This is a genomic window from Campylobacter sp. RM12654 (genome assembly GCF_020137585.1).
GTDB lineage: Bacteria > Campylobacterota > Campylobacteria > Campylobacterales > Campylobacteraceae > Campylobacter_E.
On the sequence record NZ_JACGAR010000003.1, the window covers coordinates 84,667 to 100,241 of the forward strand.

Annotated in this window: 17 protein-coding genes and 1 pseudogene; 7 read left to right on the plus strand and 11 right to left on the minus strand. The window is 26.3% G+C overall.

All coding sequences use genetic code 11. The features are described from left to right. From AVBRAN12654_RS01770 to AVBRAN12654_RS01815, 10 genes are read right to left on the minus strand one after another with little or no spacing between them, the layout of a single operon-like run. Positions 1 to 348 (minus strand): hydrogenase maturation nickel metallochaperone HypA/HybF, encoded by a 348-nt coding sequence (locus AVBRAN12654_RS01770; protein ID WP_336613821.1) that lies wholly within the window; start codon positions 346 to 348, stop codon positions 1 to 3. Beyond that, a complete protein-coding gene (hypE, locus tag AVBRAN12654_RS01775; RefSeq protein ID WP_336612255.1) occupies positions 348 to 1,346 on the minus strand; it encodes a hydrogenase expression/formation protein HypE in 999 nt (332 codons plus the stop codon). The genes AVBRAN12654_RS01770 and hypE overlap by 1 nt, the downstream gene beginning before the upstream one ends. 10 nt (positions 1,347 to 1,356) lie before the next feature. Further along, on the minus strand, positions 1,357 to 1,776 hold the full coding sequence (locus AVBRAN12654_RS01780) for a hypothetical protein (protein WP_214120137.1): 420 nt from the start codon (positions 1,774 to 1,776) through the stop codon (positions 1,357 to 1,359). Continuing rightward, positions 1,773 to 2,708, minus strand: coding sequence for a prepilin-type N-terminal cleavage/methylation domain-containing protein (locus AVBRAN12654_RS01785; protein ID WP_214120136.1), 936 nt, complete (start codon positions 2,706 to 2,708; stop codon positions 1,773 to 1,775). Before AVBRAN12654_RS01785 ends, AVBRAN12654_RS01780 begins: the two co-directional genes overlap by 4 nt. A gap of 8 nt (positions 2,709 to 2,716) precedes the next feature. Further along, positions 2,717 to 3,472 (minus strand): type II secretion system protein, encoded by a 756-nt coding sequence (locus AVBRAN12654_RS01790; RefSeq protein ID WP_336613822.1) that lies wholly within the window; start codon positions 3,470 to 3,472, stop codon positions 2,717 to 2,719. Continuing rightward, complete coding sequence (serC, locus tag AVBRAN12654_RS01795; protein ID WP_214120134.1) at positions 3,469 to 4,545, minus strand: 3-phosphoserine/phosphohydroxythreonine transaminase; 1,077 nt, start codon at positions 4,543 to 4,545, stop codon at positions 3,469 to 3,471. The genes AVBRAN12654_RS01790 and serC overlap by 4 nt, the downstream gene beginning before the upstream one ends. A 2-nt stretch (positions 4,546 to 4,547) precedes the next feature. Then, a complete protein-coding gene (gene xseA, locus AVBRAN12654_RS01800) occupies positions 4,548 to 6,077 on the minus strand; it encodes an exodeoxyribonuclease VII large subunit (protein WP_336613823.1) in 1,530 nt (509 codons plus the stop codon). Then, positions 6,064 to 6,765, minus strand: a complete 702-nt coding sequence (gene ubiE / locus AVBRAN12654_RS01805) for a bifunctional demethylmenaquinone methyltransferase/2-methoxy-6-polyprenyl-1,4-benzoquinol methylase UbiE (protein WP_214116559.1) — start codon at positions 6,763 to 6,765, stop codon at positions 6,064 to 6,066. The genes xseA and ubiE overlap by 14 nt, the downstream gene beginning before the upstream one ends. Before the next feature lie 2 nt (positions 6,766 to 6,767). Continuing rightward, on the minus strand, positions 6,768 to 7,571 hold the full coding sequence (locus AVBRAN12654_RS01810) for a hypothetical protein (RefSeq protein ID WP_214116557.1): 804 nt from the start codon (positions 7,569 to 7,571) through the stop codon (positions 6,768 to 6,770). A 33-nt stretch (positions 7,572 to 7,604) separates the two neighbouring features. Next, entirely contained in the window at positions 7,605 to 8,015 is a 411-nt protein-coding gene (locus tag AVBRAN12654_RS01815) for a Fur family transcriptional regulator (protein ID WP_214116554.1), read from the minus strand. Positions 8,016 to 8,178: 163 nt separating this feature from the next. On the opposite strand from AVBRAN12654_RS01815, the pseudogene AVBRAN12654_RS01820 reads away from it, so the two are divergent. After that, positions 8,179 to 8,376 (plus strand): annotated as a pseudogene (locus tag AVBRAN12654_RS01820) (Rdx family protein); the annotation flags it as partial. Between the two features lie 28 nt (positions 8,377 to 8,404). Here the strand turns inward: AVBRAN12654_RS01820 and AVBRAN12654_RS01825 are convergent. Then, on the minus strand, positions 8,405 to 9,520 hold the full coding sequence (locus AVBRAN12654_RS01825; protein WP_214116552.1) for an FtsW/RodA/SpoVE family cell cycle protein: 1,116 nt from the start codon (positions 9,518 to 9,520) through the stop codon (positions 8,405 to 8,407). Between the two features lie 52 nt (positions 9,521 to 9,572). On the opposite strand from AVBRAN12654_RS01825, the gene AVBRAN12654_RS01830 reads away from it, so the two are divergent. From AVBRAN12654_RS01830 to AVBRAN12654_RS01855, 6 genes are all read left to right on the plus strand, one after another. Beyond that, positions 9,573 to 10,562 (plus strand): RluA family pseudouridine synthase, encoded by a 990-nt coding sequence (locus AVBRAN12654_RS01830; protein WP_336613824.1) that lies wholly within the window; start codon positions 9,573 to 9,575, stop codon positions 10,560 to 10,562. Between the two features lie 62 nt (positions 10,563 to 10,624). After that, a complete protein-coding gene (locus AVBRAN12654_RS01835; RefSeq protein ID WP_214120131.1) occupies positions 10,625 to 11,824 on the plus strand; it encodes a fibronectin type III domain-containing protein in 1,200 nt (399 codons plus the stop codon). Next, the gene (gene trmB / locus AVBRAN12654_RS01840) at positions 11,824 to 12,957 is read left to right on the plus strand and encodes a tRNA (guanosine(46)-N7)-methyltransferase TrmB (RefSeq protein WP_214120130.1); all 1,134 of its coding nucleotides are present in this window, start codon (positions 11,824 to 11,826) and stop codon (positions 12,955 to 12,957) included. Before AVBRAN12654_RS01835 ends, trmB begins: the two co-directional genes overlap by 1 nt. Further along, positions 12,954 to 13,631, plus strand: a complete 678-nt coding sequence (locus tag AVBRAN12654_RS01845; protein ID WP_214120129.1) for a cell division ATP-binding protein FtsE — start codon at positions 12,954 to 12,956, stop codon at positions 13,629 to 13,631. The genes trmB and AVBRAN12654_RS01845 overlap by 4 nt, the downstream gene beginning before the upstream one ends. Further along, positions 13,618 to 14,424, plus strand: coding sequence for an ABC transporter permease (locus AVBRAN12654_RS01850; RefSeq protein ID WP_214116540.1), 807 nt, complete (start codon positions 13,618 to 13,620; stop codon positions 14,422 to 14,424). The genes AVBRAN12654_RS01845 and AVBRAN12654_RS01850 overlap by 14 nt, the downstream gene beginning before the upstream one ends. Beyond that, positions 14,421 to 15,575: a murein hydrolase activator EnvC family protein gene (locus AVBRAN12654_RS01855; RefSeq protein WP_214116538.1), complete on the plus strand. Its 1,155-nt coding sequence runs from the start codon at positions 14,421 to 14,423 to the stop codon at positions 15,573 to 15,575. Before AVBRAN12654_RS01850 ends, AVBRAN12654_RS01855 begins: the two co-directional genes overlap by 4 nt.

The following is a 15,575-nucleotide window of genomic DNA, read 5'->3' on the forward strand; positions in this document are numbered from 1 at the left end:
TTACTCTAATTCAACTTGCTCTAATAATAATTCATCGCCACTTTTAATCTCAACATTATTACTAGAGCAATTTTTACAACAAAACTCATTTTTATTTTGAATAAAACTACAATTGCAATCTTTACAAAAAAGTTCAAGTTCTTTTAAAACTACTTCTAATTTAGCATTGTAATAACTTGAATTATTATCGCTAGTAAAAGCATTGAAAGCTTCTTTAAAATAATGCTCTTCAACCCCACTAAGCCTACCTATACTAACTCTTACTCTAGTAATTTTTGTAGCTTTATTATTTATTCTAATTCTTTCACACTCATCTAAAAGATTATTAACAATTGCCATTTCATGCATTAGCAAATCCTTGGCAATAATTCGCCTTTTGGCATTTGTAAAATCCTACTTCCACCATAGCTATTATTAAGCTTTACTGATGGGCTTTTTGACTTATGCACTACACCTATTATATTTGCAAAATCATTGTATTTTTTTAATTCTTTTAATACATTTTGTGCATCTTCTTTAGAACAAATACAAACAAATGTTCCTTCATTAGCTAATTCTAAAGCATCAAATCCTAATAATTCACAAAGCCCTAAAACCCCATCACTTATACTAATATCACTTTCATTGATTATAAATTCCAAGCCACTTGATTTTGCTAATTCATTTAACACGCTAGATAAACCACCACGAGTAGCGTCTCTTAGGCATTTTATATCGTATTTTAAAATATCTCTTACTTCACTATATAAACATTTTGCATCACTCATAATATCGTAGTTAAAACCAAATCTAGCAGCCATTACACAAGCTCCATGCCTTCCTAAATCACCACTTACTATAATAGCGTCGCCTTCTTTTATATTTTTTGTGCTAATTTTATTATTATTAATAAATCCATTTGCATCGCCTATACAAGTTGTATTTATATATATCTTATCAGCCTTACCTTTAGGAACTACCTTTAAATCCCCACACTTAATTCCTACTTCAAATTCTTTTGCAGTATTTGATAAATCATTTAATATTTTTGCTAAATCATCAAGTAAAAAACCTTCTTCTAAAATAAGACCTAAAGTAAGATATTTAGGCTTTGCTCCCATCATCAAAACATCATTTATAGAACCACAAGCTGCGATTTTACCTATATTTGCACCATTAATAAAAATTGGGTCAAGCACAAAAGAATCAGTTGAAAAAGCAATTTTAGAAAAACCATCACACACAGCAGCATCTTCGCTAAGTCCTTGAGAATTATCAGCATGAATATGTTTTAAAATAAAATTATTTAAAAACTCATTCATCTCATCTCCGCCACCACCATAGCTTAATAAAACTTGCTTTTGCATAATATTTCCTTTAATTTCCTATTGTGTAATCTCTTACTAATCTAATTTTTGCTACTTTTGATAAAGCTTCTCCTGTCTCAACACTAATTCTTGCTAAAACGGTGTTTTTATCAAATTTTAACGCCTTAGAACTATCAACTTTTGTATATTCTATTGTGATTAAATATTTTTTATCATTATAATAGTAACTCTCAGTTACTTTTGCGTTTGACATAATACCTGAATTAACTCTAGGATCACCTGATTCAAACCATCTACTTAATGCCTTTGCTCTAGCCCCGTCCATTATAAGTTCAACCTGCTCTTTAAGATAAGCTCTAGCTGCAAATGACACGGTGCTTTTTGATGATTGCAAGGTTAAAACTCCAACAACGCTTACTAAAATAATAAATATAATAGCAGTTATCATACTAAAACCTGATTTTTTCATATTATTACCCCACTTTTGCAAACTTTAAGGCTAGTTTTTTTATTAATAAAACTACCTGGCAAATCATTTACTTCTAAGCATAATTTAATTTTAGTAACGCCGTTATTATTGCTAATAATAAAATCACTAACATTATTTACAAGTGTTACTTTATCAATGGTATTTGTTGCGAAATTTGGTTTTTTATCTTTAAAATCATAACTATAATATTTTAATTCACCATCTTCAAACTTAATACCTTCAATCTTATCAACTAATACATATACATTACTAATTGTAAAAATCTTATCACTTAGTTTTAGTTCAATTTTTGCATAATCTTCTTTCTTACCACTACCAACATTTCTTTCAGCTATTTCTAAATCATACAAATCTTTTTCCATAAAAGAAGTTGAAGTTGCTATATTATCCCCTAAAAAATATACGCCTAACTTATCTCCTAAAGAATACGAATTAATAATTTTAGTATTAATACCTTTTTGCTTATGAGAAAAACAATTAAAATAATTTGTTCCATCATAGCAACTTGCTTTATCATTTACAGCTGCTTCAATAACGCTTTTAGTTTCGTTAAGCCCGTCCCATTTATTATGCTTTTTATCAATAATAGCAATTCTAGCCCATTCAAAAATCTTAAAATCTTTCTTTAAAGAATCATCTTCAATATTAAAAACAAACTTACAATCAGTTACAGAATTTACACATTCAGAATTTTCAGCTTTTTTAAGTCTAAAGCTATTTTTAATGGCATTATTTAGGTGTGTTGTTAAAAAGTCCATAGTAGCTTGAGATTTAAGCTCAAGTTCATTTAATGCTCTAACTCTTTGTTCGTTATCGTAAGAAAATTTAATAATCTCTATTCCAAGCCCTGCAATTATTCCTAAAATAACAATAACAACAATTAATTCTATTATCGTAAAAGCCTTTTTCATCTACTTCCTTATAAACTTAAATAATTTTTTAATTTTGCTTCATTAGTGCTATCCCAAGTGGTATCACTAGTCTTCATTGCATATTGGCTATAAATACTATCTAATCTTCCAAATTTATTAAAAAATACATCAAATGATACAACAGGATTGTCAGTCCCATCTAAAATCTGCATTTTACCTACATACATTGTGCTAGTCCCGCCTATATCTCCACATATACTATTTGTTGATATAGCACAATCAATAGGGGTTTTAAAACCAAATTTATAAGATGAATCTACTCTTAAATGTTCGCCTTTTTTTGTATGAACGTCTATTAAATACTGACCATATACATAATTTATATTTTGACCTAAAACATTAGAAAAGCTTAGATTTTTTTGATTATTTATAGAAATATTATTGATATTTGCAACTGCTTTTACTAATGGATTAGCATATGGAGTAGCATAATATCTTGAATTAATATTAATTTGATTTAGCTCATCAACTTTATAAGTTATCTTACCTTGTAAAGCAGGAGTTAATATATATTGAGATAATAAGCTATTAGTTTTGTATTCATCATAAGCTATATTAGAATTATCATAAGGTAGATTTCTAATAAGTCCATAAAGCTCTTTTACCACATAAAAATATTCTTGTTTATAACCTACCTCATCGCCTTCTAAACTAGCATTAACTATTTTTGGAATAGCTGCTAAGCTAATTCCAATTACAACCATAGAAAATATAAGCTCAATTAATGAAAAGCCTTTTTTCATCCACGAACCCTTTCGTATTCTTTCATATATTCGCCTAAAATTTTAACTTTTTCTAAATTAGCGCTATTGTAAATACTAGCTCTTAATCCGCCAAGTTTTTTATGACCTTTTAAACCTAGCATATTGTGTTCTTTAGCAGCTTTACTCCAAAATTCTAAGTCTAATTCATCATTTCCTGTAGTAAAGCAAACATTCATAACTGATCTATCATCATTATTTACATAAGCTTTGTAAAAATTACTATTATCAATAATATCATAAAGATATTTAGCTTTTATTTCATTTTCTTGATTAATTGCATCAAGTCCGCCTTTAGCTTTAATCCATTTCATAATTTTTGCATATACATAAATAGCAAATGTAGGCGGAGTATTAAATAAAGAATTATTATCTGCATAAGTGTTGTAATTAAACATTTTAGGCATAGTTTTATTTTTACTGCGTTCTAATAAGTCTTTTCTAATAATTAAACATGCAAATCCTGCTATACCAGCATTTTTTTGAACTCCACCATATAAAACACCTATATTTGAAAAGTCTAATTTCTTAGAAAAAAAGTCCGAACTAGCATCAACAATCAAAGGAGAATTTGAAATAGGAAGTTGCTTATATTGAGTTCCATGCACCGTGTTATTTGAACAAATATAAGTATAAGAACTATCATTATTTAAAGCAATTTTTGGAATATAATTATATTTACTATCTTTTGAACTAGCTACGATTTTTGCATTTACTCCAGCTAAGATAGCTTCTTCGCAAGCTTTTTGCGTCCATACATCAGTATCAATGTATTCACAAGGCTTATTATCTAGGCTAAAATTCATAGCCAATAAGCTAAATTGCATAGTAGCACCACCTTGAACGAAAATTACTTCATAATCATCATTTATTCCATAAAGCTCTTTTGCATCTTTAATAGCGTCATTGTGCATTTGCTCATAATAACTTGAGCGATGACTAATTTCCATAATAGAAAAGCCGTTATTTTTATAACTTAATAATTCTTCTTGAATTTCTTTTAAAACCTCTAATGGTAATTCAGATGGTCCTGCACTAAAATTGTATTGTCTCATTTTTACTCCTTTATAATCTTTGCTATTTTTACACAATCAATTGATTTTAGCGTGATTTCATCACCTTCTTTTAAAGCACTAAGTTTTATGCCTTTATTATCTTTCATAACTCTAGCATACTCTTTAATGCTTTCTAAGAATGCTTGATGAGTGCTTAAAATCTTTTGATAATTGTTTATTTTTACATATTTTTCTTTAAATTTAGGTTTAAAGCTGTTATTTAATAATATTTTTTGATTTTCTAGTTTGTCTTTTGCTAGTTTTATTTTAAAATCAATGATATTTTTACTCTTTATAAAATCATTTAAAGATTGATTTTTATTTAAAATAGCCTTATTAAATGATTGCTTTGCTAGTTTTTCATATTGATTTAGACTAAATTGCATACTTGAAATATTGCTTTTAAGCTTTGTGATATTTATCTTATTTTCATAAATATTATAAAGCCTTTCTTTATTTTCTAAGGCTTTATGAAAATTATTATTTAAAATAGTTTTTTGATTATTTAAAATTAGCTCATTTTGTTTTAAAATATTTTTTAGCTTATTTTGAAATAAAGTCTTTTTATTTAAAAGATTATTTTTATATGAATTAAATTTAAAATTCACTTCTTTTTTAGAAAATTTACTTGCTAAATATAAATAATTTTGCTCTTTTTTATCCAAATGTTTTTTAATAGTTAAATTAAAATAATTTTGTAAATTATCTAAATCTAGCATTCTATCAAACTTATTATAAACCAAGCTTTGCATAGCCGCAGTTGGGGTCGCATAATACTTACTAGCTGCTAAATCGCTTAAATGAGTATCTATTTCGTGTCCTAAACCTGTAATTATTGGGATTTTAGATGCTACGATTTGTCTTACTAAAGCTTCATCGTTAAAGCAAAATAAATCTTCTTTACTACCACCGCCACGAGCTATTAATATAATATCAAAATCAAATTCATTAGCCTTTTTAATACACTCAATTACTCTTTTACTAGCATTTTCTCCTTGCATTAAACTATCAAAAAACACTAATTTTATTAAATAAGCTTCGTTGTTTTCATAAACTCTTAAAATATCTTTAGCAGCAGCTGAATTAATAGCTGTAATTACTGCAATTTTTTTAATATTTTTTGGAATTTGTTTTTTATAAATATCTAAAAACAAGCCTTCATCTTTTAATTTCTTATAAAGCTCATTAAAAGCTGCTTGTAATTTACCCAATCCATCGGCTAATTCATAATCAGTGCAGTTTAGTTGATACTTTCCACTAGCAGGATATATGGTAAGTTTTCCAATGGCTATTATTTTATTGCCTACTATTAAATTAGCCTTACCTTTGTTATAGCTTGAAAACATAGTGCAATCAAGGCTTGATAACTCATCTTTAATAGTAAAATACCAATGCCCTGAAGTATGATTTGTAATCTTGCTAACTTCTCCTTGAATTGCGATATTTAAAAAAGTATTTTCTAAATTATTTTTAGCAAGATTATTAATTTCGCTTACACTAAAATATGTTTTTTCTAGTTTATTTGCTAACATTTTTACTCGCTATAAACAATGAACTAACTCCAAAACTATAAGTTTTGAAAAGTTTTAAATCAAAATTATGTTCTTTTAATTTATCTTTAAATTCATCATTTGAGTAAAAATCATCAATAGAATTAGGTAAATATTCATAAGCTGCTTTGTTTTTGCTTAAAATTCCACCTATTATAGGTAATATTTTTTTTAGATAAAAATCACGGAAAAATCCTATTATACCGCCCTTTTCTCTTTTGAAAAACTCCAATACTAAAAGCGTTCCATTAGGCTTTAGCACTCTTTTAAATTCTTCCAATGCTTCATCTTTTTCAACCACATTTCTAAAACCATAACTAATAGTAATTAAATCTACGCTTTCATTATCTAATGGTAAATTATTTGCATAGCCTAATTTAAAGTCAATTTCTAAATGACGCTTTTTAGCCACTTCTAGCATTCCACTGCTTGGGTCAATCCCTACAACCTTTGCATTTGGAATTTTACTTAGCAAAACACACATATCGCCTGTCCCACAAGCAATATCAGCTATATTTAAATTAGAATTTAAATTAAGAAAATCTTTAACCTTACTAATCGCATCAAATCTCCATTTTGCATCGATACCAAAACTTAAAACCTTATTAGCTTTATCATAGCTTGGAGCTATTTCATTAAACATTTCTACTATTTTTTCTTGTTTTTGCATATTTATCCTAAATAATAAGTTCTAGCTATTTTACTAATTTTTCTAGCTATTTTTTTAACGCTTTTATTTTTTGCTAATTTTTCTTGAAAATCTAATTTTTTATGAGTTTTAAAAAAGCTTAAAAATTCAAGCAATATTATTAATTTTTCGCAACTTTCATTAAATCTTAATACTTTTATAGCTTCTTTTCTTAAAACTTTTGAAAAGATTTTTACAAAATTGACCTTAGCACAATTTGTGGTATAAAAATTATTTTCATCTAAAATAATACAAGATAAATTATCATAAAAATTATCATTTTTATTGATAGTTTTTATTATATTTTCTTCGTAAATAAAAGAGAATAAATTAAGAATTTCTTTTATTATCTCTTGCTTAGAATTAATACTCAAATAAAACAAATATATCCTTAAAGCAAGTCCTATGCTAATGCTTAAATCCCTTGATTTAAGCCCATAAGTTAAAAATATTTTTAATCTTTCATATTCACTAAAACTAAGTCCATCTTGAGAATTTTCATCAAATAAAGTGCAGATATAAAAATTATTAAATTGCTCTATCATCTTGCCTTGAGTGATGGCTCTTTTGTATTTTAAACTTTTGCTTTTTACTTCATTTAAGCTAAGCTCACTCGTATGATATTCTATGTCAGCTCTTGATAAATTAGCTTTTAAAAAATGTAAATTGCTATCAATTATATCAAGTTTATAAAGACTATTTTCAAATAAACAAAAACTATCTTTAAGCTTTTTAAACTCTAAATTACTCTCTAAGGTAAAAAAGAGAAAGTGTTTTAAAATACTCACCTAAACTCCTTTTTTATCTTATTTTAACTTATATTATTTGCAATTTGAACAAGTAGCCAAAAACGCTGTAATTTTAATACTTTCTATAGGATTATCTAACTTAGTTTGTAAAGTTTGTTGATATTTATCAAGTCCAGCCTTAACTTTATCTAAATCAAAAACACTTTTACAATTATTACAAACCAAATGAATATGTTCGTATTCATATATATCGTATTTTGATTTATCATTAGGGATTGAAATCTCAACTACTAAACCCTCATCAATCATAGTGCTAAGATTTTTATAAACAGTAGCAAGTGAAATTGCAGGATATTCAACCTTTATTTGCTCGTATAATTCATCAATACTAGGGTGTTCGTGTTTTGATAAAACTTTTAAAATGCTTATTCTTTGTGGAGTTGCTTTTAGCTTTCTATCCTTTAAAATCTCTAAAAACTTCATATTTACCTTTACCAAATAATATTTTTTATTAAATGCGAAAGAATACTATAAATAACTTAATATTTCTAGTCATTAATTAAGTTATTTTAAATTTGTAATATTTTTGTAAGGAGAAAAAATGAAAGCGAAAATCATTTATTGTAATGCTTGAAAATATGAACCACAAGCTGCAAGGGTTGCAGATGAATTAATTGGTGAATTTCAAGGAATAGAAGTAGAATTTGAAATAGGAAGTAAAGGCGATTTTATAGTTATTTATGATAATGAGAAAATATATTCAAAAAATGAATTAATAGGTTGTGATAGCAAAAGATTTCCACATATTAATGAGATTAATTCACTTATTAAAGCCTATAAATAATTAAAGAATTTAATTTTAAATTCTTTAATTACAAATCAATTCTTACTAATTTATAATCAGGGTCAAACCTAAATGATAATAAATTTTCATATATTCCAAAAAGTATCATAAAGGTTACAAAAGAGCTTCCACCATAGCTAAAAAACGGCAGTGGCACTCCAACAACAGGAGCAAACCCTATAGTCATAGATACATTAACCCCAACATAAATAAATATTAATATGGATAGAGCTGATGTAAAAGTTTTAGCAAAATAATCTTTTTTAAGCTTTTTATTAAAGCTTAGCAAATGTAAAATCAGTAATAAATATAATCCTAAAAGCAAGCAAGCACCTAAAAATCCGTATCTTTCAATAGTATATGCAAAAATAAAATCACTCGTGCTAATTGGTAAGAATTTAAAATGAGTTTGAGTAGCATCATCTTTGCTTTTACCATTTATTCCACCACTTCCTATTGCTATCATACTTTGTCTTACTTGATAACTTGGTTTTTCACTTAAAAAATCAGTAATTCTTTTTTTTTGGTAATCATTTAAATTATCATAGACAATAGGAGCTATTGGCATACAAATTCCAAGCAATAATGCCCCTGTTAGAATAATTTTATGATGAATGCCCACTAAAAACAATGTAACATAGCCAACTATTAAAATAATTAAAGCAGAACCTAAATCAGGCTCACTTTTAATAAGAACAAAAGGTAAAATTATATAAAAACTAATTTTGCAAAAATCTTTAAATCTATATCCATCATCAGGTGGAGGATTGTGTCTAATTAAATAAGCAAGCATTAATAAAAATGCAGGTTTAAAAATCTCACTAGGCTGAATCGTAAATCTTGTAAAAGGAATTTCAAGCCATCTAGTAGCTCCTAATTTAGTAGCCCCTAAAACATCAACTAATAATAATAAACCTATACAAAACCAGTAAAAAAAAGGAATAAGCCATTCAATTTTTTTAATTGGTAATAAAAAAAATATAAAAAAAGCAAAAAACCCTACAATCACATATATAATTTGTTTATGCGCTAAAACTTCATTCGCCTCATTCATTAATAAAAATGAAAAAATTATTATTGGAAATACGAGCAATGGCAATATAAAATCAAAGTGGGTTAAAATTTTACCATCTAGTTTTATCAATTTACAACCTTTTGCTAAATTTGTTTATGAATATGATTTAAAAAGGTTAATATTGAGTAAGATTGTAGCAAGTGAAATTGAAAGAATTGATATATATTTAGCTAAAGTTTTAGGACAAAGTCGCTCACAAATTTCTAATCTAATAAAAAATCAAAATGTATTAGTAAATAATAAAGTAATTAAAAGCTCATATAAACTAAATATAAATGATGAAATAGAGATTAATTACCCTGATATAAAAGATATAAATATTAAATATGAAGCTAATTTTGATGTAGAAATTCTGTATGAAGATGAGTATATGCTAGTAGTAAATAAGCCAAATAATGTAGCAACTCACGGCTGCTCTTCTTTAAAAGAAGCATCATTAGTAGAATGGCTACTTGAGAGAAATTATAAACTAGCTGATATCAACGGCAAAATAAGAGCAGGAATAGTGCATAGACTTGATAAAGATACTAGCGGAGTTATGCTAGTAGCTAAAAGCAATGAAGCATATTTTAGCTTAGCAAATCAGATTAAAAATAGAGAAGTAAATAGAATTTATCTAGCAGTTACAAACCACGCAATAAATCAAAATCATATAGAAAAATATATAAAAAGAAATGAGAATAATAGATTAAAAATGCAATCTTTAAGCAAAGATGAATGTATTAAAAAATACGGCTTAAATGAAGATAGATGGGGCAAATGGGCTAGAACTCATTTTATAAATCTTGCAAATACAAATGATAAAGCTTTAATTTCAGCAAAATTAGAAAGTGGTAGAACTCATCAAATAAGAACCCATCTAGCAAGTGTAAATAGATATATTTTAGGAGATAGTATTTATGCTGATGAGAACAGTAAAAATAAAGCAAATAGATTAATGCTACATTCATTTTATATAAATTACACCCATCCAATAACAAATAATTTTATGGAATTTTATTCAAGTAATTGTTTGAGTTTTAATGAAGCTATTAAAGATTTTAAAGATATAAAACTTGACTTAAATCTAGCTCATAATTTATTAAATCAATTTAGTAATAATTTGGAATAGGATATGCTTATAAATCATTATTCATACTTAGTATAATTAAATCTTTACACGAAAGGCAAAATATGAAGAAAATTATTAAAATAAGTTTATTTACAGCTTTTATTATAGGTTTTAATGCGTGCTCTAGCACAACAAGTCTTAGTGAAATTGCTCCGATTGATAATCTTACTATGGTAAATAATATAAGAACTCTTCAAGGTATGAGAGAAATAGGATTTGAGTGGGACCCTATATATGATCAAAATATAGATGGTTATAAGATTTATAGAAAAGAGCTAAATGATGAAAATGCAAAAGACAAACTAATCGCTACTATAAATGATAGATATGCAACTCATTATTCTGATAATAATTTAAATCCTGATACTAGCTACGCTTATACTTTCGTAACTTTTAATAAAGAAGGTAATTCAAAACTATCTACTATAAATGTAAAAACTATAGGAAAAATTGAACCAGTTACATTCATTCAAGCAATAGCAGGACTTCCTAATAAAATCAAAATAATTTGGAGACCGCATACTGATTCAAGAGTTGTAAAATATAATATTTATAAACAAGACGCTAATTCTGATAAGTGGTATAAAGTAGCAACTATTAATAATCGCTTAAGTGCTGAATATTTAGACGAAGTTAAAGCAAATCTATATGCTAAATACAAAGTAACTGCACTAACTTATAACGGAGTTGAAAGTGATGCTAGTGCTGAAGTTGAAGCAATTAGTAAAGTTTTACCACCACAAATTGTAAATATCAATGTAACTACAAACCTACCTAAAAAAATAATTCTTACTTGGGACGCTCCTAAATATGAAGACTTTTCTCATTATAAAATATATTATTCAAAAGCATCTTTATTACCATTTTTTGAGCTAGCTACAACTACAGAAAATAGCTATGAGGATAATATAGGAGATGATGGAGTAAGCAGATATTATTATGTAACTATGATAGATAAAGACGGACTTGAGAGTGCAAAAACTGGCGTAAATGTAGTTGGAATGAGCCTTGATAAACCTAAAACTCCTGCTCTTACAGGATTTGAATTACAAAATGAAAATACACTAAAAATAAAATGGATTAGCACGGATAATCGCATAAGAACCTATAAACTTATTAAAAATTCAACAGAAGTTGCAAACGGAATACAAAATGATTATTATGTAGATACTACATATGTGCCTGGAGATGTTTATCAAATAATTGGCGTTGATGAATTTGGAATAGAATCAAAACCTAGTTCAAAATTGAGTGTTAAATAATGCCAAATTTTAAAGCAAAATATATAAAGAATTTAACCTTGCCAATTAGTGTTGGGGAGGTTGAATTTAAATTTAAAACAAAAACACAATTAGGCAAAACTTTAGTTTATACTAGTATTAATAATTCTAGTTTTTTTATAGAACTTAACGAAAAAAATAATGAATTTGTAGTAAAAATTGATAAATTAACAAAAATTACCGACTTAGCCTTGATGCAAAAAGCCTTAGAAGCATTTGAAAAAACATTTTGTGATGAAATCATATCAAAAGCATATCATTATAATAAATTTAAAGAATTAGCAAGTAATGTCATATCATCTCCTAAGGACTTTAAAGAATTAATTAATTCATTAGATAATGCTTATTTAGAGATAGGTTTTGGTTCAGGAAGACATTTGCTATATCAAGCAAAAAATAATCCTCAAAATACTTATATTGGAATAGAAATTCATAAACCTAGTCTTATTCAAGTAAGTAAATTAGCTAAAGATTTAAAGAATATATATTTATTAGATTTTGATGCAAGAATAGCTATAAAAGAATTAAATAATAGTTGTTTAAATGGAATATATTTGCATTTTCCTGTGCCTTGGGACGACGCTCCTTATAGAAGAGTTGTATCAAATGAATTTAAAAACGAGTGCGAAAGAGTATTAAAAGAAAATGGATTTTTTGAATTAAGAAGCGATAGTTTAATGTATGCAGAATATACAAAAAATATTTTTTCTGATTTAGACTATGATTATTTTAAAAATAAAGACGCAAGGATAATAAGCAAATACGAAAGCCGTTGGCTTAAGATGAATAAAGATATATATGATTTTGTTTGCTATGTGAGAAATAAAAAGAATTTAAATCAAGAAATCATAAATCAAAAAATTAATTTCAAAATTGATTTTAATAAACTTAATTTTATAAAACATATTGATGAAGATTTTTTCTTAAAAATATCAAGAATTTATGAATGTGATAATGCAAAAATCATTCAAATAGCTTATGGTGGATTTGACACACCAAGTAGCTCTTATTTATTATGTAAAGAAAATGAAGAATTTGAGTTTTTGTTTCACGACTTTTGCCCAAATACTTTAAATTTAAAAGCATTTATTAAATTAAAAGAGTTTTTACAATGAAAAGCAATGCTACTTTAATAAATGCCAATAATTTAACTCTAGCCTACAATAATGAAATAGTATTGCATAATATAAATTTTAGTGCTAATGAAGGTGATTTTATATTTATCACCGGTAAAAGTGGTAGCGGGAAAACAACATTGCTTAAAAGTTTTTTTGGAGAATTTAGCGAATTTAGTGGGGATTTGCATGTTTTGTTTAAAAATATGGGAAATATTAGCAATGCTGAATTATTAAAACTTAGAAGAAAATTAGGAATAATTTTTCAAGATTATAAGCTAATTAACGAGCTAAATGTAAGCGATAATATAGCATTACCTTTAAAAATAGCTGGCGTTAAAAATGAACAAATCAGCAAGCATGTAGATGTGTTATTAAAATATACAAAACTTCAGCATAAAGCTAAAAAAATGCCTTTAGAATTAAGTGGCGGAGAGCAACAAAGAATAGCCCTTGCAAGAGCAATCATACACAATCCTAAAATAATAATTTGTGATGAGCCAACAGGAAATCTTGATATTCATTCAGCCGATATTATTTGGCAATTACTAAATGCTGCTAGAAACACATTCAATGCTTGCATTATCGCAGTAACTCATCAAATTCCACCTAGAATTGATTTTAATTATAGGCATTTAAATATAGAAAATGGGGTTTTGAATGAATTTATTTAAAACACATATTAGTTTTATTTTTCCACTTTTTATTATATGTTTTTGTTTTCAATTTGCCTTTTTTATTGATGAATTGATAAAAGATTATGAAACCAAATTAAATAAAGATTACAGCGTAGTATTAGTAAGCGAGCTAGAAATTCAAGCAGTTGATTTAGCTAATATTGAGTATTTTTCAAGTATTAACGAATTAGACCCTAGTGAAATTCTTAATAAATTAAAAAAAGATATAACAAATGCTAATTTAAATACCTTAAAATCAAAACTCCCAAAATTTTATAATATTAGCTTTACTAAATTTATTAATGAAAACGAAATAAATCAAATCAAAAAACAACTATTAAAAATACCGAATGTTTTAAAAGTAGAAACATTCTCAAAAACACACATTAAAATATATAAACTATTAAATATTATAAAACTAATCTCTTATATATGTTTAATTTGCATAAGCATATTATCTATTGCTTTATTTATAAAACAAATAAAAATTTTTAAATACGAGCACGAAAATAGAATTTATATTCTTAATTTATTTGGGGCAAATTTCTTCCAAAGAGCTGCACCAATGCTTAAGATTGTATTTGTAGATAATATAATTTGTTTTGCTTTATTATTTGCGTTTTTTATTAATTTTAATAATATCTCTTATATAAAAGAATTTTTAGCAAAACTTGATATAGATTTACCGCAAATTGATTTTTTACCTAGCTTAATTGAAGTAAGCTCTTATTCTTTACTAGCTTCATTACTATGTATAATGATTGTAATGTTTAAGGTAAAAAGACAATGAAAAAACTTCTAATAGTTTTGTTTAGCTTAAGTTTGTTTGCAAATCAAATAGAAAACAACACAAAAAAACTAGAGCAAACTCAAAATGAAAAAGAACAAATATCAAAAAAATTAGAAGATTTGGCAAGTGAAATAATTGAAGGGGAACAAAAATTAAAAGAAATAAATGAAAAAGTTAAAAAAACTTCAAATATAACAGCAGAATTACAAGAACTTGTAAATGCTCAAAATGGAGAATTAAATACATTTATCACACAAAATAAAGAACTAATGAAAGATAAAGAGAAATTAGGTGCTAAATTAGTTGAAATAATTGCTAAGGATTTTTCGTATGATTTAATAGCACCAAAAGATTTAATTGATAGCTCAATGAGTATAGTCTCTATTGAAGTATTAAACACACTTTCTGAAGTTTTGAATAATGAGCTTTATAAAATTTCAAAAGATTATGCAAGAACGCAACAGCAAATTGATTATAAGCAAAAAAAAATTAGTGAAATGAATGTAAATATTGATAATTATAAAAAACAAGCAAAAGAATTAAGCGAACTTAAAAAACGCCAAGAGAATTTAATTTCTAAACAAAAACAAGATGAAAAAATATATAAACAACGCCTAACAAATTTACAAAAACAACAAGATGAAATTAGAGCAACTTTGGCTAAGTTAAAAATCATAGAAAATGAAAAATCAAATAAAAAATCAAGTCAAACTACACAAGTAAAACATTCTGATACCTTAAGTTATGATGGAAAAGTAGCAAAATATACAGGAGCAAAAACTATAGCACCTTTGGTTGATTTTAGTGTAAAACAAAAATTTGGAGATTACATAGACCCTATATATAAATTAAAAATATTTAATGAAAATGTAGTGCTACGCTCAAATACGCCTGATGCCAATGTAAGAGTAGTATTTGATGGAAAAGTAGTTTTTGCAAATGATACTGCAGTCCTTGATAAGGTTGTAATTGTTGAACACGCAAACGGAATTCACACAATATACGCTCACTTATCAAAATTTAGCAAACTTGCAAAGGTTGGAGAAGTATTAAAAAAAGGAAACATTGTTGGAAAAGTTGAAAGGGATTTAACTTTTGAAGTTACACAAAAAAACTACCACATAAATCCATTAGAACTAATCAATAATTAA

Coding starts and splice junctions, on each gene's coding strand:
- AVBRAN12654_RS01770 (WP_336613821.1), bottom strand. CDS start 348: ATGCATGAAATGGCAATTGTTAATAATCTTTTAGATGAGTGTGAAAGA.
- hypE (WP_336612255.1), bottom strand. CDS start 1,346: ATGCAAAAGCAAGTTTTATTAAGCTATGGTGGTGGCGGAGATGAGATG.
- AVBRAN12654_RS01780 (WP_214120137.1), bottom strand. CDS start 1,776: ATGAAAAAATCAGGTTTTAGTATGATAACTGCTATTATATTTATTATT.
- AVBRAN12654_RS01785 (WP_214120136.1), bottom strand. CDS start 2,708: ATGAAAAAGGCTTTTACGATAATAGAATTAATTGTTGTTATTGTTATT.
- AVBRAN12654_RS01790 (WP_336613822.1), bottom strand. CDS start 3,472: ATGAAAAAAGGCTTTTCATTAATTGAGCTTATATTTTCTATGGTTGTA.
- serC (WP_214120134.1), bottom strand. CDS start 4,545: ATGAGACAATACAATTTTAGTGCAGGACCATCTGAATTACCATTAGAG.
- xseA (WP_336613823.1), bottom strand. CDS start 6,077: ATGTTAGCAAATAAACTAGAAAAAACATATTTTAGTGTAAGCGAAATT.
- ubiE (WP_214116559.1), bottom strand. CDS start 6,765: ATGCAAAAACAAGAAAAAATAGTAGAAATGTTTAATGAAATAGCTCCA.
- AVBRAN12654_RS01815 (WP_214116554.1), bottom strand. CDS start 8,015: ATGAAGTTTTTAGAGATTTTAAAGGATAGAAAGCTAAAAGCAACTCCA.
- AVBRAN12654_RS01835 (WP_214120131.1), top strand. CDS start 10,625: ATGAAGAAAATTATTAAAATAAGTTTATTTACAGCTTTTATTATAGGT.
- trmB (WP_214120130.1), top strand. CDS start 11,824: ATGCCAAATTTTAAAGCAAAATATATAAAGAATTTAACCTTGCCAATT.
- AVBRAN12654_RS01845 (WP_214120129.1), top strand. CDS start 12,954: ATGAAAAGCAATGCTACTTTAATAAATGCCAATAATTTAACTCTAGCC.
- AVBRAN12654_RS01850 (WP_214116540.1), top strand. CDS start 13,618: ATGAATTTATTTAAAACACATATTAGTTTTATTTTTCCACTTTTTATT.
- AVBRAN12654_RS01855 (WP_214116538.1), top strand. CDS start 14,421: ATGAAAAAACTTCTAATAGTTTTGTTTAGCTTAAGTTTGTTTGCAAAT.